The organism is Pseudomonas sp. Pdm06 (assembly GCF_014851795.1).
GTDB classification, from domain to species: domain Bacteria; phylum Pseudomonadota; class Gammaproteobacteria; order Pseudomonadales; family Pseudomonadaceae; genus Aquipseudomonas; species Aquipseudomonas fluorescens_AA.
Window position 1 is genome coordinate 346061 of record NZ_JACVAH010000004.1, and the last position, 19882, is coordinate 365942.

Below are 19882 nucleotides of genomic sequence, written 5' to 3' on the forward strand. Positions count from 1 at the left end.
AAAAAAGAAAATATTTAGGCGGCGATGGTTCAGAAATCATCGCCGCCTTCGTCTTCCGTTCCTGCAAATGCGACTTCTTCGTATTGATAGCCAAGGACATCAGCATGCGGTCGACCCCCTTCCTTGCGGCGCTAGCCGTTCTTCCCCTGGCCATTGCCGCCGCCCAGGCGCAAGCCGTCGAACTCGACGTGCCTGCCCAGCGGCTCGACGCGGCGCTCACCGATTTCGCCGAGCAGGCCGACGTGCGGCTGCTCTATGACGCCGGCCTGACCCGTGGCAGCGCCATGGTGCCGGCACTCAAGGGCGACTATTCGGTGGTCGACGGCCTGCAGCGGTTGCTGGAGGGCAGCGGCCTGACCTTCCAGACCGGCAACGACGGCACCATCACCCTGGTGCCGCTGCCCGAGCAGGGCGTGCTGGAGCTGGGCCCGACCACCATCAGCGGGCTCGCCGAAGGCCGTGTCGACCTGCCGGCCGAGTACGCCGGCGGGGAGGCGGCGCGGGGTGCCCGCATCGGCGTGCTGGGCAACCAGGACATGCAAGATGTGCCCTTCGCCTTCTCCAGCTATACCTCCGAGCTGATCGAGAAGCGCCAGGCGCAGACCTTGGCCGATGTGCTGGCCAGCGATCCGGGCGTGCGTCAGTCGTTCGGCTTCGGCAACTTCTCCCAGGTGTTCGTCGTGCGCGGGTTCCAGCTGTTCAGCGACGATATTGCCTTCAACGGGCTGTACGGCATTCTGCCGCGACAGATCATCTCCACCGAGTCGGTCGAGCGGGTCGAGGTGTTCAAGGGGGCCAACGCCTTCGTGAATGGCGTGTCGCCGTCGGGCAGCGGTGTCGGCGGGGCGATCAACGTGGTCTCCAAGCGTGCCGAAGACACCCCCACGCGCAGCGCCACTCTGGACTATGCCAGCGACAGCCGAGTGGGTGGGCACCTCGACCTGGGCCAGCGCTTCGGCGAGGACAACCGCTTCGGCGTGCGGGTGAACCTGGCCCAGCGCGAGGGCGAGACCGCGGTGGACGATGAGCACTCGCGCTTCAGCCTGGCCACCCTCGGCCTGGACTACCGCGGTGACCGTCTGCGCCTGTCCGCGGATCTCGGTTACCAGAAGCAACGGGTCAATGAGGGGCGCTCGGTGGTCTACCTCACCACGACGGGACCTACCAGCACACTCAACGGCAAGACGCCGTCGGCACCGGACTCCGACCACAACTACGCGCAACCCTGGAGCTGGTCGCAGCTCGAAGACACCTATGGCATGTTCAGCGCCGAGTACGACCTGTCGCCCACGTGGACCGCCTACCTGAGCGCAGGCGGCAAATACACGCGGGAGAACGGTGTCTACGCCTCCAACTACGTCTACGGCGCAAATGGCGACGCGCGTATCGGCCGTCTCTATTCGCCGCTGGACCAGGAAACCCTGAGCGCCGTCACCGGGCTGCGCGGCGAGCTCGCGACCGGGTCGGTCAGCCACAGCATCAACCTGGCCGCCAACGGCATCTGGCAGGAAAAGCGCAACGCGTTCGAGTCCACCGCGGCGGGCAGTCGTGGCTTCGGCAATCTGTATCAGGGCCAGCCCGTCGCCGAGCCACCGGCCACCAGCGTCTCCGGCGATATCCACGACCCGGACACCACCGCCAAGGTGCAGAACCGTAGCCTGGCGGTCTCCGACACCCTGGGCTTGCTCGACGACCGCGTGCTGCTGACCCTGGGCGTGCGCCGCCAGTCCATCGGCGCCGACGCCTGGAGCGCGGCCAGCGGTGCCCGCACCTCCAGCTATCAGGAAAGCATCACCACGCCGGCCTATGGCCTGGTGATCAAGCCCACCGAGTACCTGTCGCTCTATGCCAACCGCGTCGAGTCTCTGCAACAGGGCCCGACCGCGCCGGCCGCCGCACTCAACAACGGCGAGATGTTCGCCCCCTATCGCTCCAAGCAGACCGAGGTGGGCGCCAAGCTCGATTGGGGCACCTTCGGCGGCAGCCTCAGCCTGTTCCGCATCGAGCAGCCCCAGGGCGTGCTCGGCGGCGACGGCTACTACCGAGTGGATGCCGAGCAGCGCAATCGCGGCGTGGAACTGAGCCTGTTCGGCGAACCGCTGGACGGCCTGCGCCTGCTGAGCGGCGCCACCTGGACCAAAGCCGAACTGCGCGGCACCGCCGGCGGGCGCGACGATGGCAACCAGGCGGTGGGCGTGCCGAAATTCCAGTTCAATCTGGGCGCCGATTGGGATGTGCCTGGCTTGCCCGGGGCGAGCCTGAACGGCCTGCTACTGCGCACCGGCGGCCAGTTCGTTGACAGCGCCAACGAATACAGCATCCCCGCCTGGACCCGCGTCGACCTGGGCGCGCGCTATCGGACGAAAATGGATGGCCGCAGGGTGACGTTCAACGCGATGCTGGAGAACGTCGCCGATGAGAACTACTGGGCCTCGGCCAACGGTGGTTATCTGACCCAAGGGGCACCGCGTACGCTGAAAGTGTCGGCTACTGTTGATTTCTGAGGTTGTTGGCGATTAAAGAGGCGCCGTTGCAAGTTGTGTGATTACGCTAAAGGTGGTTTTGTCAGATGCTCTGAGAGGCTGCATTTGTGGCCTCTGTTGTTATTGTTGTGATTGGGTCGATTGGCGCTTTTCGCTAGGCAGGAGCCGGCCAGAAGCTGCCACTCAAAGCGACTCGATAATTCCCACCCGACCGTGCATCATCATGCTCCCCACGATCCCGTCTTGGCAGCGAGGCCGTAGGTGCAGTACCTGCCCGCCCGCAAAAACAAGCCTTTTGAAATGGAAGTCATCTCATGTTCGTACGTAACAAACTGGTTCCGGAGTTAATGGTCACCCACCTGGATAGCAGCCTAGCTTTTTGGGTTTCTCATCTGGGGTTCAAAGTAGCTTATCAACGTCCGGATGATGGATTTGCGTACCTTGATTTGAATGGTGCTCAAGTAATGCTCGAGCAGGTTGATCCAGACGCGGGTCAATGGCTGACTGCGTCGTTGACCAAACCGTTTGGAAGAGGCATCAACCTACAGATTGATGTAGAGGCTGTCGCACCCATCATCCAAAAACTTGTTCAGGCTGGATGTCCACTCTATCGAGAATGCAAAGACACCTGGTATCGGGCTGACGACATAGAAGTAGGCCAACGCGAATTCATCGTTCAGGATCCCGACGGTTATCTCGTAAGGTTGGTAGAGCGGTTGGGTGAGCGACCGGCTTGTTCAATGTGAATCTGAGCCAAGCCGACCGTCAGCAATGGGTCGATAGCAGCCGTTCGCGAGTGACCGCTATCGACCCATAGCAGTCCTTCAGTGAGGGCTGCGAACAATTTGTGAGAAGCGGAAGCTGTGACGGATGCTCTCAATTGACGTATGTTCTAGGAATACGCCGTCATCACGGTATCAGCAAATACATAATCAACACGGAAGTACATATACACCATGAAGAAATGCTTCAATGCAGAACAATATGGGCTATTAATTAAATGTTCCCAGAGAGAAGATTTCTCAGAGTGGAATGATTACGTCTCGCAAACCCAAGACATTATAGACTTTCGAGATGCAAATCTGGAAGGTATAAAGATTGTTGACGCAAAATTCATAAACTCCAATGGCAAGGGAGCGAATTTTTGTGATGCCAATCTAAAAAGTGCAAAATTAGAAGGCGTAGATATGTCCGACTGCCTATTCTTAAATGCCGACATGACCGGTATTGAGGCGGCCGGATCTATATTTCAAGGCTCTAAATTTGACAGGGCACAAATTTCTAACGCCTTTTTTGCACTGTGCCATTTCAATGAGGCAAGCTTTCAACAAAGCAATTTGATTTCGGTGAGATTTTTTAGCTCAAATTTTTACGAGTGTAGCTTCTACAAAGCAGACCTCTCGGACGCACAGTTTCAAGGCGGCGGTAGAAATCCATTCCTAAACGGAGAGTCGAGATTCAATTTGTGTGGGGCAATTTTTGCAGATGCGAAGTTTACAGCTAGGACTTACTTCCATCTTGCGAATGTTTCGAGGGAAACAGATTTTAGAACAGTAACGTTTGAGAACGCCTGTTACTCTGCTGGGCTTCGCCAAACTCTTCAGTACTGTAATCGCAGGCATAACTGGATTGCATGGTATGAGAAAGCCGGAAAAACAAAAAGCTTCCTAGCTAAATTATTCTGGATGGCGTCGGATTATGGGAGATCTCCTCGGCAAGTCGCAATATCATTTTTGATCGTATGCTTGTCCTACTCACTCCTTTACTGGTTAATACCCGGATCAACATCAGGAAATGAAGGAGGCGATTTAAGTATAGTGCAGAGCTTGTATTTTTCCGTCGTCACCATGACAACTCTTGGTTATGGAGACATTGCTGCCAACAAGTCAAGCTGGCTATCCCAAGCGCTAGTCATAACGCATGTCCTATTTGGTTACGTGATACTAGGGGCTCTGCTTACCGTACTATCGAATCTGTTCACTTCTGATGGGCCACCGGAGGGGCTAATAAAACATCCTATTACGGCAGGTACCCTTACCAGGCTCCATATACCTGATACTAGCAGAACTTCAGCCGAGAATGAGCCCTCTCCGGTTTAGGTGTATTGTGTAGCAGCTATTGGCGGATTGCAGCCTGTCGTGAATGGCTGCAATCGGCCAAGAGCTGTCATTCAGCTTCGACAAAAATAGGTGTGATTCAATGTTACAGTCCACCGATCCTCCAAAATCATTCAGGAAGAGACAGCTATGCGTATCATTGGATGGATACTGACAATACTTGGCTGCGTATGGGCCTTCTCGGGAATCATGAGAGTTATCGCCGCAGCTATGGGAGCAATGCCCGGCCCCGGTAAGCATTTCGCAATGGGATTAGTCACCCTTTTGTTAGCTGCATTCGCTATCTGGGGAGGAAGTAAGTTGAGAGCCAAAGCTGCTCATGCAAAGTCGTTAAAACAGATTGATTGACTTTCCGATGTCTAGCAGCGACGGGCAGCGGTGATCTCTCTCATCGCAATGGGTCGACTTCTACCCTTTCTAACATGCGGAAATCGGCCAATTGCAGCCCTTCACGAGAGGCAGCAACGGAAAAGCGGACAGATATATTTTTCTGATAGTAAATCTGCCCCTTTTTGGGCTACTGCTTTGGGCCTGGCGTTTGTCGTGGCAGTCGGGCTGCTAATTAGCACCAGCCCGGCGCAAGCGGCGGGGTTAGCCACCAACGCTGTGCGGCAGCGAAACCAGCTCAATCTGCGTACCCCACGGTGCTTGAAAATAGAACCAACGAACGCCGTCCGTGTTGGTGATGGGGTCGTTGAGAATGGTCACATTCAGGCGCTTGAGGGTCGCTAGGCTGCCGTCAATATCGGCGGTGCGCAAGGCCACATGGCTGGCTCCGGCGTCGTCGCCATGGGGTTGGACCTGATTGACCTCAGAGCCTTGGTATTGGAACAACTCCAGCTTCGCGCCGCCGTCCATTTGCAGCATCACAAAGCGTTGCAGCTCGCTGGAGCCATGCCAGCGGAATTGGCTTTTCCACTGATCCGGGATCTTGCCAGGGCTGATATCCGAGATCACCCGTGCGCCCATCAGCGCGGAGAAAAACCGGGTAGCGGTGTCGATATCCGGCACATTGATGCCGACATGGTCGATGGCTGAAACCTGAAGCGGTGCGGCTGAGTTCATACCGGGGTGGCTTTGGGGGGCGTAGTCGCCGCCTGAGTAGCGGCAGTCAGGGTCACGCTGGCGGCCAGCAATATCGATTGCAATGGGGTCACAACCTGTTCCTCTTGAGATGGGTTGGCGGGCGACCGTGGCAGTCGCCCGCTGGGTGGTCAGATTTGCGCCTGGCCGCCGTCAACAAACAGCTCGATACCGTTGACGAAGCTGGCGTCATCCGAGGCCAGGAACAACGCGGCGCTGGCAATTTCGTCAGCTTCACCGACACGCCCCATGGGGATCAGCGACGCCATGTAGTCGAGCAAGCCCTGCTGCTGAGCGGCATCGGGGCCGGCCAATTCAACCAGGCCAGGAGTGCGGGTGGCGCCAGGGCTAATGGTGTTGATGCGCACCTGGCGGTCTTTCAAATCCAGAATCCAGTTGCGTGCAAATGAGCGCACGGCGGCCTTGGACGCGGCGTACACACTAAAGGCGGCGGTGCCCGAGCTGCCCGCCGTGGAGCCGGTGAGAATCACCGAGGCTTTTTGGGCCAGCAGTGGCAGCGCCTTTTGCACAGTGAACAGCACGCCTTTTACGTTGCGATTGAAGGTGTCGTCGTACTGCTGTTCTGTGATGTCACCAAGTGGCAGCATGGAGCCGCCACCCGCATTGGCGAACAGCACATCGATTCGGCCGTGGGCGGCGCCAATCTGGCGATACAACGCGTCCAACTGATCGAGGTCGGCTGAGTCCACCCGCACGCCGGTGGCGTTGCCAACAGCGGCGACAGCGGCGTCCAGTTCGGCTTGGCGGCGGCCCGTGATATAGACGTGGGCGCCTTCCTGAGCGAAGCGTTTGGCAGTGGCCAGACCGATGCCTGTACTGCCGCCGGTCACCAATGCAATTTTGCCTTCGAGTTTGTTAGTCATGGTGTTTCTCCCGTATTTCGATTGAGTAAGTTGCGGTGTGGGAGAAGCTTATCGACGGGGCAAAACTTTCAAAATAGAATTGTCTGAAACCTATCGTTGCAGAAATGAAATGAGCAAGCTTCCAGATTTCGAAGGGTTGGCGATGTTTGCCAAGGTGGCCGAAGAAGGGTCGTTCGCCGGCGCGGCGCGCGTCATGAGCGTGTCGGTGCCAACGGTATCGCGGGCGGTCGCGCGCCTGGAGGAACGCCTGGGCGGGCGCTTGTTCAACCGCACTTCGCGGCAACTGGCACTCACCGAATTCGGCGCGAGCATGGCGGCCAAGGCGGGAGAGATTTATCGGCAGGCTGAAGAGGTGGAAAGCGAGGCTCAAGAGTTATCGGTCCAGCCCCGCGGCCAAGTACGCCTCGCTATCCCCATGTCGTTTGGCCTGCGTTGGGTGGCACCGCTGATGCCGCAGTTGATCCGGCAGTATCCCGAACTGTCGATAGACCTGCACCTTTCGGACGCCTCGGTAGACCTGATCGCCGAGGGCTTTGATGCGGCGTTACGCATTGCCGTATTGCCGGACTCCTCGCTGGTTGCGCGGCGTCTCTGCGCTGTCACCCAATACCTGGTCGCCTCACCGGCTTATCTGGATGCCCATGGCCACCCTGGCCATCCCCGCGAACTGGCGGCCCGCACGTGCCTGAGTTATGCCCACCGAGCCCGCAGCCAAGTATGGCGGTTCACCCATAAGGACGGCACCGAAGAAGACGTGGTGCCCAGCGGCCCGTTAAGAGTGACCAACTCGGATGCGTTATTGCCGGTGTTGCTTGAAGGCCTGGCCATCGCCGAACTGCCGGAGTTTATTGCCAGCGAATACTTGGCAGATGGACGCTTGGTCGTGGTGCTACCGGAATGGAGCATGACCCGTGGTGGCCTGTACTTCGTCACCCCCTCGGCCCGTACACGGCCGGTAAAAATCAAAGTGCTGTCGGACTTCTTCGCCGAGCATTTAAGCGAGCCCGTATGGCGATGGCCGTTATGAGACGATGCGGGCAGCTCTTTCAATTATGAAATGATGACTTTCATTAACTGCTATTTTTGAAACCTGGTGGATACCTTAACGTGGTTTGGTCGGCACAACACAGCGTGCCATCCAATTATTCGTTTCGGGAGAAAGTCGTCATGAAAAATGCCGTGGAATTACTTCAACAGTACTTGGATGCCATCCAGACGCCTTACTTGGCAGCGGCCCTGTTCGCCGAGGACGGCGTGCTGGAGCTGCCCTACCTGGAGTCGCTCGGCATTCCACACAGCGTGAAGGGGCCTGCAGCGATCGAGGGTTTATTGGCTCATTGCTCGGTAAAGTGCCGGATTTCAAATTCCACAATGTGCGCTTTTTGATCGACACCCCCGATCAAGTGTTTGCCGAATACAGCGTAGAGGCGCTGGTGCCTGCCACAGGCCGCATCTACCGGCAGATGTACGCAGGCCGCCTAGTGGCCAAAGACGGCAAAATTCAGCTGCTGCGCGAATCCATGGATACCGTGGCCGCTGCCAAAGCGTTCGCGCCGGTTGAGCCGGCGTAAGGCTATTGAATCGCGACACTAAAATTCGTGGCTGGAATCGCTTCTACTGAAAACCAAATGTCTTGTGGGAAAGGCTTTAGCCTCGATCCTTTCGTTCTTGGCTGAGTGGCAGCCAAAAGTCGCCATTCATGAACGAGCCCTATCGACCCAAAGCTGCCATCGAGGACTCAGCTTATGGCATGTGTAGAATAGCGGTTTCCCCCATATTCAAAGGAATGATCCAGTGATCACTTGCCACGTCAGGTATGTAATCGATCCCTACCAGATCCCGGCTTTCGAAAGCTATTCTCGCCATTGGATTCGTGTGGTGAACCGTATGGGAGGGAGCCACCACGGCTACTTTCTGCCAGCTGAAGGCGCCAACAACATCGCTTACTGTCTATTCAGCTTCTCCAGCCTGGCAGATTATGAGCAGTACCGTAGGGAGGCCGGAGTAGATCCTGAGTGCGTTCAATTAGTGACGCAGGCTACCGAGCAAAAATTCATCTTGAGCTACGAGCGCAGTTTCCTTCGTCCCATTTTTGATTGAAATGACTGTTTTCAGCCGCGCTCGGGCGCGCCAAAGAGGCTGCTTTTGGCAGATTGCTGCTTGTCACGAACGGTAGAAATCGGCCAAAAGCGGACACTATTGAACGACCGAAAACAGGTGGTCATTGCCAGGTTATTTCGAAGCGTGCTGGTCGCGCGCTACGGCTTGCGAACGATCCAAACGAATCCGGCACCCATTACTTTGTTCCCCGTTAGCCTTTTCGTATGATGAGCGTACATGCTATTTGGAATATCTCGCGTGAATACGCCACCTAACATCGGTTCATCACGCCAAGCAGTGCAAAAGGGGGACAGATCGGATTTCAGTGATGCTGTAGCCCAGCTCTCATGGGACGACTTGCGCATTATCAAAGCGCTCAGTGAATGTGCAAATCGCACTGATGCCGCCAAAAAACTAGGGATCAACATATCCACGGTATCGCGCCGAGTGGCCCAGCTTGAGAAAACACTTGGAGTTGCACTCTTCGATCACCGCCGCTCGGGATACATGCTCACAGCGGAAGGCGTAGAGCTGCGAGAGCTCGCCGAGCGTGTCGAACTGGATATCGTTAGTGTTGCACGGCGCGTTTCACGGACGGGTCAGGGGCCACTCGGAAAACTCCGCATCACAACGAGCGATTCGCTGCTGCTGTACTTCCTCACACCTATCATTGCGGAATTCAAAGCTCTGAATGAAGGGATAGCGATTGAAGTACTGGTAGGCAATCAGACATTGAGTCTTGCCCGCGATGAGTCGGATATTGCGGTGAGGGCGACCAATAAACCAGCTGAAAGCCTGGTTGGGCGCAAACTCGCGACAATTGCCTGGGCACCATACGGCAGTGTTAAAAACGCACCGACCTCGACACCTTTCGCAGAAGGCCAAGCGTGGGTGTCTTACTCGGCAGCTTTATGCGGCCTCAAAGCAACGAGCTACGTTGATAGCAGAGTTCGCCCAGATTGCATTTCGTATCGTACCGACTCCGTCGCCGCTGCAAGCGCTGCGATTGTGGCGGGTCTTGGTTTTGGGTTCCTTCCCTGCATGCTGGGTGACATCACGCCGGGATTGGTGCGTGTCGGCCCGGTTGTGCCTGAACTTCAGGATGGGCTATGGCTGCTGACTCACCAGGACATTCGAAAGTCATGGCGAGTCAAGGCGTTCATGACGTTTTGCGCAGCGGCGGTTGCCGAACTCAAGCCATTGGTCGAAGGTCAGCGAGCTCTCCCGGTTTCCTAGAGGAAACCGGGAGCATGTCTTAGCGGGTGCCGGAGCCAATGACTGCCTTGCAGACAATTTCGATCAACTGCGATCGCTGCGCGAGCCTCGATACGCCGATGATGTTGCTCGCGCACTGGGGCCGCTCGGTGCCAAACGCAGCCTTGCGAACATTGCCTACCACCGCAAACGCCGCGTCCATGTCCAGCACATAAAGCGTCTCTTCAACCACGTCTTCAAGTGTTGCGCCATACAGGGCAAGCAACTTGGAGATGTTGTCGTAGGAAGCGCGCATTTGCTCTCCCATTGAAGAGAAATCACTGGGCTTGCCTTCGCTATTGAGTGGGGCAGGAGCTACCAGGTTGCCGTCTTCATCATGGTTGAATTGGCCGGAGATATAGATCTCGTTTCCGACTTGTCTGGCCTGCGGGTAGCCGTAGCTTTCTTCCCATGCGACACCCCAGTAAGCGGTTTTTTTTCCGAACGGTTGCGAAGCTGACATTGCATCCTCCTGGCGTAGAAAAGACTGCTCGCATCGCGGCAGTCCGAGTTGTGGGAAGCCAGAGACTAGCACCGCAAATGATTTTTCAAGGGCGCATTAATGCGCCTTTGGAGACGCATTAATGCGCCCCTAAAATTGCGAATGATCGGTTACCTTGAACTCGAATTCGGCGCCGCAGCTACCGCCAACAACCTTCCGCGATTTTCAGCAGACAGAAGATTGGCCCGGCCCGCAAAGAGATTTGAAGACCATCATTTCACTAAAGGGAACCACCATGAACAATCCAAAAACCGAAGTACTGACCCCTCAAAACAGCCAACTGATTTTCATTGATCAGCAGCCCCAGATGGCCTTTGGCGTGCAAAGCATCGACCGCCAGACGCTGAAGAACAACACGGTCGCTCTGGCAAAGGCCGCAAAAATTTTCAACGTGCCAACCACTATCACCACGGTCGAAACCAATAGCTTCTCCGGCCACACATACCCCGAATTACTCGCTGTGTTTCCTGACGCTCCTCTGCTGGAGCGCACCTCGATGAACTCGTGGGACGATCAGAAAGTCCGTGACGCGCTGAAAACCAATGGCCGTAACAAAATCATCGTATCTGGCCTTTGGACGGAAGTGTGTAATACCACATTTGCACTTTCCGCCATGCACGATGCCGGCTACGAGATCTACATGGTCGCCGATGCTTCCGGGGGCACAACGAAGGAGGCTCACGATTACGCCATGCAGCGCATGATTCAGGCCGGCGTGGTGCCGGTCACTTGGCAGCAGGTGCTGCTGGAGTGGCAGCGTGACTGGAACAACCGCGACACCTACGACGCCGTCATGAATCTGGTGAAGGAGCACTCCGGTGCTTACGGCATGGGCGTCGACTATGCCTACACCATGGTGCACAAGGCTCCCGAGCGTGTAGACCACGGCCCGACCTTGGCACCTGTGGCCGCCTCTATCTGAGACTCACTGGCCCTCATTAAGTGGGGGCCAGTCCCCATTGCTATCCATTTGAACCGGAACGGCGACAGAGGCTATGTCAGCGTCGTCCGTACGCCTGCGACGTCACGCAATCCGATCCGCCTACTGTCCCTGGGCGATGTCCCGCGCCGAACTTTACCGAGTCTTCCGGTCGTTCATGTTGAAAAAAGGAATCACCATGAAAGGTGTCGAAAGCACTGCGCTTATCAATGTCGTATTTCTGCCCACGGGAAAACTCAAACTGTGGCAGGAGACAGTTGCAAAACAATTGATGCTGGAAAGCCTAGAGACCGGAGTTACCGTGTCGACGCTTGCGCAGGCCTGTGCACTCTCGCGCAGTCATTTCACCCGAAAATTCAAAGTAAGCACACGTTTGTCCCCTACAGAATGCAAACAGCTGCTTGAGTCCTCAGTAATGACGCTAACCCGGATCGCTATGGCATGCGGATTCTGCGACCAAGCACACTTTTGCAGAGTTTTCTCAAGGAATGAAGGTATGACGCCTCTGGCCTGGAGACGGAGTGCTCGCTCTGCCGCCTGATAACCTTTTTTAGATGTATTTTGAATCCGAAGGACTGCTAATCGCCAATAGCAGCTGCTCATGAGCGACCGCTAGCGGCCATGGGCCGGCGTAGATGACAGGTCAGCTTCCGGCCAGAAGCTGCCCTTCAGGAAGGCCAGCAATCGTCCAGAAGCAGGCTTTCACCTACATTGACAAAGCAGCGGCCGATCCAATTGGCTATCGATTTAGAACATGTGGCTGTTTGTGGTCGAAAGCCGGTCGTGGGGAAGCAGCGAATGTACCGGGAATGTGCGTGAAACGTTGTCATCTTTCTTCCTTCAGATGTCCCGCGCACAGTCTCCTCTGTTATTCTGATTCAAAAATCATGCGTGTGGATGAGACGCGATGTTGCATTCAATACAGTTATCAAACGGCAGATATGTCGGCTAATTAATAGTTGGGGAAGCTGAGTATGCACCGCTTAATAGCAAATGGACTTGTCTTCATCAGTATTGCGATATTATGTTCTGGCTGCACATCCTATTCGTCCCAGCCGACAATCAACGAACACGTTGAACCCGAAGAAAAAGAAAATGTCTTCAGCTTCAGTTACGAAATAAACTCTCCATGGAAAGATAGTCGCTTTGCCAGGGACGCATACGCAGCGACACTAAAATTTATTCCAGGCGCGCAAAATACTAGCTCAAACCTTACAGCTTTGCCCCTTCCTACCTTAGAAATAAAAATCTCGGAATTTTCATCTGGCGGCGCTTGCGCACAAGAATATTTAACGGGCTTGAGTCTTGGTTTAATTCCTAGTTGGTGTTCAAGGCCAAACCTTTTCAAGTTTAATTTCATACTGAATAAAGACCACAGCTTTTGCAGGCAAAGAACTTATTCAATAAGTTCCACGTCCTTCTCACATCTCACGATGATTCCCTTCGCCCTGTTCAATGCGGAAAATCAACCATTAACGCTCTATAAGGCCGCGCTAAAAGATTTCCTTCAAAGAGGTCAATGTACAACGTCCTAACAGGTACGTTCACATGCTTCGCCCGCCGCTACGGAGGCCCCATGTCAAGCATTGGGGGCCGTTTGAGGTGGAAACTTATCTTAGGTGACCGTCTGCTTCTGGCCGAGGCTGTGTAAAAACATTTTTGAGCGCGACAGGTACTCAAAACCGGACTTAAAATCGCGCTTCTACGCGAAATCCACATCTGCTCACGTGCCGATAAATTTCAGATTTAACGTAGACGCGCGCACTTCAATCTTGGCGAAGCGTTTTTACACACTCTGGGCCGATAGCGGTCGGTCTGTAAGCATCGGCCGAAGGGCCATGCTTTACCCCTGGGTGTCTTCGCGGAGCGGTTTCGCCTTTGTTGAACCCGCAACGCAGGAGCCCAGGGGGGCTGTTGGTCGATGGCTGCCTTTGGCAAAGGGCTGCTATCGACCCAGGTTGTGTGAACACGAGCTGGAAGCAGTTAACTAAACGTGATGCAGACTGGTTCCATCTCTACCAACGAATTTTCACAGGCCCCTACGAGATCTCGCACACAGTAAAGCCTCCATCCCTTACCTGATCCCCACTTTGCCGCGACAGGTTCAAGCGAAGACTCTTCCTCCTGCGTTGCGCGAGCCCAATCATCGTGCCCGATCTCAGCGATCAATTGAGCCTGGTAGACCTGTAAGAATGGAAGCAAGCTTTTCGCTTGTTCAACCTCTATGAGGACAAATTCTGCTGTATCGAGTTGCTGTTTAACATTTTCGACCAGTTCGTGAGCCTGCAACGGGAGTGCCTCTAACACAGCCTCCAAGGCTGATCCGGATTTGTCAGCACTTTGGAAGGTGCCACAGATGATGTTCCCTCCTGCCATATCTTTCCCCTGTCGTGGCTTCGAAGCTTGGATTAGGCAGCTCGCGATTACGTGTCTAACGTCGATTTTTTGCTGGTCTACGCCCGTTGCGAGCGGCCAATTAATCCAAGGCTTGATGAAAAATCTGCGATTCTCTGACCTTCTGGTGGTCGAGATCGTGACGGGACCTTTCAATCATTTCTTACCTGTTTGAGCCAGTTCCAGAAAGGATCACTGGATTCATGCGCGTCCATGCTTGTTGTGCTTGAGATGAGATCTGATGCGCGCGCCGGGACGCTGAGGCCAAGCGTGCATTCCACGTACGCCCGCAATGCCCTAGGTGGGGCTGGGTAGTCATCATCTGCGTATTGCTGCTCCCGCAGTTCGGCCGGTGTTCTCGTAAACTCCTCTGGCCAGCAGTGCTCGTTGTAACCGATGGCCAGTAAGCGAATCAGGTCTTGCGTACTATTGGTCAAGACGCAGAGCATGTCTGATCCCGAGCCCGAGCCAAGATGGACGATTCGCTGCTGATCGTGGTCGTCCAGCCACAACCCTGCCCACGATCCATCGCCACCAGTCCTGAGGAATATTGATAGCCGCTCGTTTACTCTGGGATCTTCGCAGGCCGTCCATCGAGCAGTATCGGCGGAGTCAGGAACGTGAAAGGCGGTGATAGCGCCGTTGTTGTATTCAGGTTCGGGATGCAAAGTCATGTAGCGGCCCCCGGTCCTATAGTGCCGGACGCAGCCTAGTGCTTCCAGGAATTCCATGGTCTGTCGTAATACTGGAGGTACCGGATTGCTTGCCGGGAAGGCGGCCACTAATTCGTCGGTGAAGCTCATGTCTTTCCTGACCATTGTCTTTAGCGAGTATCGTGAATGAAGGTGGATTGCTATGCCCGGAATATATCGCCATGTGCGACCCAATGCCCGCTTCTGGCCGATTACTGCCTGTCGCGAAAGGCGGTAAACGACCCGAAGCGGTCATAACGCAGCTTCCAAATCAGGGCGTGAATGGATCAATCCAGCCAGGCCGAAGTCCTGCCTCGTATTCTTTGCGTACGTAGGCGAGTGACTCTGCGCATCCCATTTCCGCCTCGATAGCGCCTATGCATCCCCAGCAATCTCCGCCGCAATTGCCTGATAGCGGATCTGCTGGGTCGTCGAGTACGCGTCTGCAAATCGTGCAGTATTCCGGCTTATTGCTGTTCGTCATAATCTCGCTTCCCAAACGTCTGGTCTTGGCCGAAAGCAGCCTTTGCCGAATGCCTGCACAATTACTACCCATCAGCCACAACCTGTAAATGCCAGCATCAAAACGGGCGCCTTAAGCGCCCGTAATCCCTTAATGTTCAACCTGTGCCTGAAGCCGCCGACCAATCACCTCCAGCAGATCACACCCATCCCGCAACGGAATCACCAAAAGCTGCGCGAAATCCGAAAGCACCACCGTATCGCTGGCAATCTCGGAGCGAAACGCGATGTTTTCCAATACTTGGGTCACCGTGCGAATGCGGTAATCGGCAGTTGCGTGCAGGACGTCAAGCGGCGCCTGGGTGTCGATAAGCAGGGCGGCAGGTGTGCAGTCGATGCCGGTGATGGGGATGTATCTCTGCATGGGATTGCTCCATTTGGTTAGAGGGCTTATCCGATACGCAGGTCGCCAAACCTGATCACCATGGTTGGCGACGGAAAGAACTATAGATTTGCGCACCCAAGACGAACAAGGTGAGAGATTCCGAGGCCTTCGTAGGAATGATGAGAGTTCTCCGAGGAAACGAACCGACTTTATCCATTTCTGTAGGAGCAATTACTCACACCGGAGAAACCCCCACCCCAACCCCGAGACCGCGACATCCGGTATCCTGCGCCTCTGAAACACCATCCCGGCCCGAGGCGTTCCAATCGTCATCCCGGCCCCTCGAACAGTCTGCAAAGCAACGCAACAGGAGGCATGCATGTTGATAGGACATCGGTTCGAGCGCACCGCGCAGGGTGACCTGTACATCCATTCGCGCAACGTGGTGCAGAGCCTGGTTGTGTTGGTGATAGGGGCGGTGGCCTTTGTCTTGCCAATGGCGTTCGCCGTGTTCGTGATGGTTGATGGGGCCTCGTTGATGGCGGAGGTGGATCCACTGTCCGCTCTATTGATGGTGCTGCTGTGGCTGCTGATTCCTGCCCTTGGTCTGCTGCTGGTGGTGTACACCGGCGTCCACGAGACGTTGGTGTTGTCGCGGGTCGACGGCGAAGGCAAGCGCCTGACCCGTAACTTTTTCGGGCGCCGCGAGCGTGTGCAATCGGTCTTCCGGATCGAGGCTGCCAAATCCCTCGAACTGCGCCGCCTCCCGCAGGCTGGGCGAGCCCGCCCCCAGCTGTGGCTGATACTGCGCGATGGCACTGCGCAGCGCCTGACCACCGACAACGTTCCGGTGGTGCCGGGCAGTCAACGCACGGACCTATGGCTGCGGGAGCTGGCCGATTACCTGGGCGTGGCGTTGCCCACTGAGGTCGTCGAGGGGGCGGCGCCGGTTGTGAAGGTACCCTATAGGCCAACTCCGGCCCCTAGCAGCGGCAAGGCAGTAAGGGCAGCCCGTCAGCGCCGGGAACAGGGTGACGCTCCTGCGCCTGAGCCGACCGAGAAACTGGGCGTGCCCGCACGTGCCTTGCTCACGCTATTGGGCGCCTTCTTTGCGGTGCTGGAACTGACTAACGTCATGAGCTTGGTGCCGGCCATTTTTACCGGACGGCTGCGCGTCAGTGGCTTTCGAACGGGTTCGACGACGTTCTATTGGGCCGAGCAGCCGCTGAGCTTTTCCTTCAACTTGCTGGTGGGTGTGGCCGAGGGCGTGATCGTCGGCTTTATTGCCTGGGGTTGTCTGCGCGTGGCGATCCAGGGGCGCATGAGCTCCAAGACCTGAGAGCGGTCGATTCGGTCGTCGTTGGGTCGGAAGGTTGAGAGGGCGCGGCTCAACTGAATGCGATTTTTAAACAGCTACAGAGGAGATGAGCATGGAACGCCACAACGACAGCAGCGCCTACATCACCACCACCCAGGCGCTGGAAAGCCTCTACGGCCCCGTCGCGGCGCCCTCGATGCTCAAGGAAGTCGACCATATCCATCCGGTTTACCAGCCCTTCATCGAGGCTGCATCCTTTGTGATCCTTGCTTCCTCAGGCCCCGGAGGCTTGGATGCGTCTCCGAGGGGAGACGCGCCGGGGTTCGTTCATGTCCACGACAGCAAGACGCTGTATTTGCCCGACCGCCGCGGCAACAACCGTATCGATTCACTGCGAAATATCGTCGAGGATCCCCGGGTCGCGCTGCTTTTCCTCGTGCCCGGCGTGGGGGAAACCTTGCGCGTGAATGGCACGGCCAGGATATCCATCGAGCCAGCCCTGTTGTCCCGCTTCGCAGTGAAAGGGCAACTCCCTCGAACCGTTCTGGAAGTCACCGTAACCAATGTTTATTTCCAATGCAGCAGGGCGGTGGTCAGGGCGGGGTTGTGGGACGTGAAACGGCAGATCGAGCGCAGTGCATTGCCCACGGCAGGCGAGGTGTTCAAACGCATCTGCCCATCGCAGGTCGATGGCGACGCTTATGACAAGGCGCTGCCGGAGCGTGTTGCCAATACGCTTTACTGACGGTTTTATAAAACACTTCAATACCCAGGCCCGAGAAACCCTGGGTATTGCCTGTTGTTATCGATAAGCCGAGGTGGCAGTTCCCCGTAAGATCATTTGTTTGAAATGACCTCACTCATGTATTGATGCAGATCGCGCAGGTCGTTGACGCTCCAAGGGTGCGGCGGGATCTTCACGCCATTCTCTTTCAAGGTCCTTGGAATCAGGTTTCCATTGGGGCGAAGTATGATCGAAGAGACAATCACACCCGGGTAATCGGTCAGTCGTTTCTTGAAGGCGGGTGTCGTAAGGTCGGGAGTTGGAGGGTTGCTTTTCCTGGCCAACGGCCCTGTTCCCTTGATGTCCGCGCCATGGCACACGGCGCATCGCTGAAGATAGAGCGTTTTCCCATTGGCGTTGTCCGCGAAGGACGTTGACGCTTGCATGCATGACAGGATTCCAAGTAGAGCGACGAATGATGTTTTGATGTTCATGTGACCTATTCATGGCCGAGCGTTTATCGGTGGTAGCGCCGAACGCGTACAGCTGTGTATGTAATTGGGAGTGACTGCGGGATAGGACAGCTGGCCGTTAAACCACGTTAGATTTGAGGTTAACAAACGCGATGATTTCCTGGGGTGGGGCATGAGGATAGGCGAACTGGCGAAAATCAGCGGGTTGGCGCCTTCGCGCATCCGTTTTTACGAAGCGAGCGGCCTGATCAAGTCTGTCGAACGCAAGGCCAATGGTTATCGGGACTATGCCCCCGAGACAGAGTGGGTCCTGGAAATCATCACCGGCGCACAGGCAGCGGGGTTTTCATTGGAAGAAATCCGGCAATTGCTGCCGGTCGATGCCAGCGGCTGGCAGCATCAAGAGTTGCTCAGTGGGCTCAGGCGCAAAGTTGCGGAGATCGAAATCCTCCAGCAACGACTGGCCCAGAATAAAGCTCAGCTTTTGTTGGTCATTGATGGTATCGAGGGTAAGCCCGAAGGCTTGGGGTGCGCGGACAACACGCAGCTGTTGTTGCACCGATTGCGCGAAGAGAGTGTGGCGCCTGCCAAGAAAAAAGCGGCTCGCCAGGCTTCAGAACACAACCCCAGAAATCACCAGGCCTCGTTGCGGGAGCTGAAAAAAGGGGGTTGACCTTAAAGTTCACTTCAAGCTTAAGGTGGCCCTACGTCAAATGAGGACCGCCCCATGAATGTGTTCGATGCCCTGATGCTTCCCAATGGTTCCACTCTCAAGAACCGAATCGCCAAGGCCGCCATGGAGGAAAACATGGCGGATGCCGAGCAGGCACCCTCCGAAGAACTGATGCGTCTCTACCAGGCCTGGGCCGACGGTGGGGCCGGCCTGATCATCACGGGCAACGTGATGGTCGATGGCCGTGCCATGACCGGTCCGGGCGGCGTGGTGCTGCAGGATGACCAGCAATTGGACAAGTTCAAGCGCTGGGCGCGTATTGGTCGATCCGCAGGTGCTCAGTTCTGGCTGCAGATCAATCACCCCGGTCGTCAGATGCAGGCAAACCTTGGGCAGAAGGCCTGGGCACCGTCAGCCATACCGCTGGAATTGGGCACATTGTCCAAGCATTTCGCCACGCCGCACGCGATGACTCAAGAGGTGATCGAAGAGGTTATCCAGCGCTTTGCGCGCACCGCACGCCTGGGTGAACAGGCCGGTTTCAACGGCGTGGAAATCCATGCCGCCCATGGCTATCTGTTGAGCCAGTTTCTTTCGCCGCTGAGCAATCGCAGGACGGACCAGTGGGGCGGTTCCCTGGAGAATCGGGCGCGTCTGTTGCTTGAGATCGTCAAGGCGGTGAGGGCAATGGTTTCTGCGGACTTTGCAGTGGCGGTCAAACTGAATTCCGCTGATTTCCAACGGGGAGGATTCACGGCCGACGACGCCAAGGGGGTGGTCGAAAGGCTCAATGACCTGGGTGTGGATCTGGTGGAATTATCCGGCGGCAGCTACGAAGCACCCGCCATGCAGGGTGAGGCCCGCGATGGTCGCACCTTGGCGCGCGAGGCCTATTTCGTTGAGTTTGCCCGTGATATCCAGGCTGTCACCAAGATACCCATCATGGTCACCGGTGGCATACGTCGACGTCCGGTGGCCGAAAGTGTCGTCCAGAGTGGGGTGGACATGGTGGGCATCGGAACGGCCTTGGCCATCGATCCGCACTTGCCTCGCGATTGGCTCCAAGGCAAGGACAATGCCCCTCAGTTGCCGCCGATCACTTGGAAGAACAAAGCCGTCGCGTCCTTGGCCAGCATGGCTGTCGTAAAGTTCCAGCTGCGCAAGCTCAGTCGACAGGGAAAGACCGATCCTGATGTATCGCCGTTACGCGCGCTGATCTTGCAGCAACTCGGCATGGCATGCCGCACTCGCCAGTACCGGCGCTGGATAGAAAAACGTTCGGCGTGACGCGACGCCGTGGCTGCTCAAGCCCCGGCCACGGCCTCGCGCACGAAGTCTTCATAGGTGCGTAGCGGGTGGATTCGTCAGGAACAGTCGAACCTCACCGGCTTCTGCAGA

Annotated in this window: 22 protein-coding genes; 15 read left to right on the plus strand and 7 right to left on the minus strand. The window is 56.3% G+C overall.

What is annotated here, in order from left to right; translation table 11 throughout:
• Nucleotides 1-104 precede the first annotated feature (104 nt).
• The 4 genes from IB266_RS09315 to IB266_RS09330 all read left to right on the plus strand — a co-directional run bounded on the left by IB266_RS09315 (nucleotide 105) and on the right by IB266_RS09330 (nucleotide 4948).
• The gene (locus tag IB266_RS09315; RefSeq protein ID WP_192260998.1) at nucleotides 105-2504 is read left to right on the plus strand and encodes a TonB-dependent receptor; all 2400 of its coding nucleotides are present in this window, start codon (nucleotides 105-107) and stop codon (nucleotides 2502-2504) included.
• A 293-nt stretch (nucleotides 2505-2797) separates the two neighbouring features.
• Nucleotides 2798-3229 carry a bleomycin resistance protein gene (locus IB266_RS09320; RefSeq protein ID WP_192260999.1) on the plus strand — a complete coding sequence of 144 codons (432 nt, stop codon included), beginning with the start codon at nucleotides 2798-2800 and terminating at the stop codon, nucleotides 3227-3229.
• Between the two features lie 210 nt (nucleotides 3230-3439).
• Complete coding sequence (locus IB266_RS09325) at nucleotides 3440-4582, plus strand: pentapeptide repeat-containing protein (RefSeq protein ID WP_192261000.1); 1143 nt, start codon at nucleotides 3440-3442, stop codon at nucleotides 4580-4582.
• A 147-nt stretch (nucleotides 4583-4729) separates the two neighbouring features.
• Nucleotides 4730-4948, plus strand: a complete 219-nt coding sequence (locus IB266_RS09330; protein WP_060741627.1) for a hypothetical protein — start codon at nucleotides 4730-4732, stop codon at nucleotides 4946-4948.
• A 243-nt stretch (nucleotides 4949-5191) separates the two neighbouring features.
• On the opposite strand, the gene IB266_RS09335 is transcribed toward IB266_RS09330, so the two are convergent.
• Nucleotides 5192-5665: a VOC family protein gene (locus tag IB266_RS09335; RefSeq protein WP_192261001.1), complete on the minus strand. Its 474-nt coding sequence runs from the start codon at nucleotides 5663-5665 to the stop codon at nucleotides 5192-5194.
• Nucleotides 5666-5814: 149 nt separating this feature from the next.
• A complete protein-coding gene (locus IB266_RS09340) occupies nucleotides 5815-6567 on the minus strand; it encodes an SDR family NAD(P)-dependent oxidoreductase (RefSeq protein WP_192261002.1) in 753 nt (250 codons plus the stop codon).
• 109 nt (nucleotides 6568-6676) lie between these two features.
• Here IB266_RS09340 and IB266_RS09345 point away from each other — a divergent pair, with 109 nt between their 5' ends.
• The 5 genes from IB266_RS09345 to IB266_RS09360 all read left to right on the plus strand — a co-directional run bounded on the left by IB266_RS09345 (nucleotide 6677) and on the right by IB266_RS09360 (nucleotide 9903).
• Nucleotides 6677-7594 carry a LysR family transcriptional regulator gene (locus tag IB266_RS09345; RefSeq protein WP_192261003.1) on the plus strand — a complete coding sequence of 306 codons (918 nt, stop codon included), beginning with the start codon at nucleotides 6677-6679 and terminating at the stop codon, nucleotides 7592-7594.
• 140 nt (nucleotides 7595-7734) lie between these two features.
• Nucleotides 7735-7953, plus strand: a complete 219-nt coding sequence (locus IB266_RS30690) for a hypothetical protein (RefSeq protein WP_225613467.1) — start codon at nucleotides 7735-7737, stop codon at nucleotides 7951-7953.
• A complete protein-coding gene (locus IB266_RS30695) occupies nucleotides 7950-8138 on the plus strand; it encodes a nuclear transport factor 2 family protein (RefSeq protein WP_225613468.1) in 189 nt (62 codons plus the stop codon). Before IB266_RS30690 ends, IB266_RS30695 begins: the two co-directional genes overlap by 4 nt.
• A gap of 223 nt (nucleotides 8139-8361) precedes the next feature.
• Nucleotides 8362-8667 carry an NIPSNAP family protein gene (locus IB266_RS09355; protein ID WP_192261004.1) on the plus strand — a complete coding sequence of 102 codons (306 nt, stop codon included), beginning with the start codon at nucleotides 8362-8364 and terminating at the stop codon, nucleotides 8665-8667.
• 276 nt (nucleotides 8668-8943) lie between these two features.
• Complete coding sequence (locus IB266_RS09360; protein ID WP_412548302.1) at nucleotides 8944-9903, plus strand: LysR family transcriptional regulator; 960 nt, start codon at nucleotides 8944-8946, stop codon at nucleotides 9901-9903.
• Nucleotides 9904-9922: 19 nt separating this feature from the next.
• Here the strand turns inward: IB266_RS09360 and IB266_RS09365 are convergent, their stop codons facing one another.
• Nucleotides 9923-10384, minus strand: coding sequence for a Rid family hydrolase (locus tag IB266_RS09365; RefSeq protein ID WP_192261006.1), 462 nt, complete (start codon nucleotides 10382-10384; stop codon nucleotides 9923-9925).
• Between the two features lie 274 nt (nucleotides 10385-10658).
• On the opposite strand from IB266_RS09365, the gene IB266_RS09370 reads away from it, so the two are divergent.
• Both IB266_RS09370 and IB266_RS09375 read left to right on the plus strand, forming a co-directional pair.
• A complete protein-coding gene (locus tag IB266_RS09370; protein ID WP_192261095.1) occupies nucleotides 10659-11345 on the plus strand; it encodes a hydrolase in 687 nt (228 codons plus the stop codon).
• Between the two features lie 196 nt (nucleotides 11346-11541).
• Nucleotides 11542-11904 (plus strand): AraC family transcriptional regulator, encoded by a 363-nt coding sequence (locus IB266_RS09375; RefSeq protein ID WP_192261007.1) that lies wholly within the window; start codon nucleotides 11542-11544, stop codon nucleotides 11902-11904.
• A gap of 1442 nt (nucleotides 11905-13346) precedes the next feature.
• Here IB266_RS09375 and IB266_RS30700 read toward each other — a convergent pair.
• The 3 genes from IB266_RS30700 to IB266_RS09385 all read right to left on the minus strand — a co-directional run bounded on the left by IB266_RS30700 (nucleotide 13347) and on the right by IB266_RS09385 (nucleotide 15335).
• Complete coding sequence (locus IB266_RS30700; RefSeq protein ID WP_103308656.1) at nucleotides 13347-13739, minus strand: hypothetical protein; 393 nt, start codon at nucleotides 13737-13739, stop codon at nucleotides 13347-13349.
• A gap of 170 nt (nucleotides 13740-13909) precedes the next feature.
• Nucleotides 13910-14560: a hypothetical protein gene (locus IB266_RS09380; protein ID WP_192261008.1), complete on the minus strand. Its 651-nt coding sequence runs from the start codon at nucleotides 14558-14560 to the stop codon at nucleotides 13910-13912.
• A 502-nt stretch (nucleotides 14561-15062) separates the two neighbouring features.
• Nucleotides 15063-15335, minus strand: a complete 273-nt coding sequence (locus IB266_RS09385; protein ID WP_192261009.1) for a hypothetical protein — start codon at nucleotides 15333-15335, stop codon at nucleotides 15063-15065.
• 340 nt (nucleotides 15336-15675) lie between these two features.
• Between IB266_RS09385 and IB266_RS09390 the strand changes: the two genes are divergently transcribed.
• Together IB266_RS09390 and IB266_RS09395 are read left to right on the plus strand one after the other, a co-directional pair.
• Nucleotides 15676-16635, plus strand: a complete 960-nt coding sequence (locus IB266_RS09390) for a hypothetical protein (RefSeq protein WP_192261010.1) — start codon at nucleotides 15676-15678, stop codon at nucleotides 16633-16635.
• 91 nt (nucleotides 16636-16726) lie between these two features.
• A complete protein-coding gene (locus IB266_RS09395) occupies nucleotides 16727-17359 on the plus strand; it encodes a pyridoxamine 5'-phosphate oxidase family protein (protein ID WP_192261011.1) in 633 nt (210 codons plus the stop codon).
• 92 nt (nucleotides 17360-17451) lie between these two features.
• On the opposite strand, the gene IB266_RS09400 is transcribed toward IB266_RS09395, so the two are convergent.
• Nucleotides 17452-17832: a c-type cytochrome gene (locus IB266_RS09400; protein WP_192261012.1), complete on the minus strand. Its 381-nt coding sequence runs from the start codon at nucleotides 17830-17832 to the stop codon at nucleotides 17452-17454.
• 151 nt (nucleotides 17833-17983) lie between these two features.
• On the opposite strand from IB266_RS09400, the gene IB266_RS09405 reads away from it, so the two are divergent.
• Together IB266_RS09405 and IB266_RS09410 are read left to right on the plus strand one after the other, a co-directional pair.
• A complete protein-coding gene (locus IB266_RS09405) occupies nucleotides 17984-18484 on the plus strand; it encodes a MerR family transcriptional regulator (protein ID WP_192261013.1) in 501 nt (166 codons plus the stop codon).
• A gap of 54 nt (nucleotides 18485-18538) precedes the next feature.
• Nucleotides 18539-19771, plus strand: coding sequence for an NADH:flavin oxidoreductase/NADH oxidase family protein (locus tag IB266_RS09410; protein ID WP_192261014.1), 1233 nt, complete (start codon nucleotides 18539-18541; stop codon nucleotides 19769-19771).
• Nucleotides 19772-19882 lie beyond the last annotated feature (111 nt).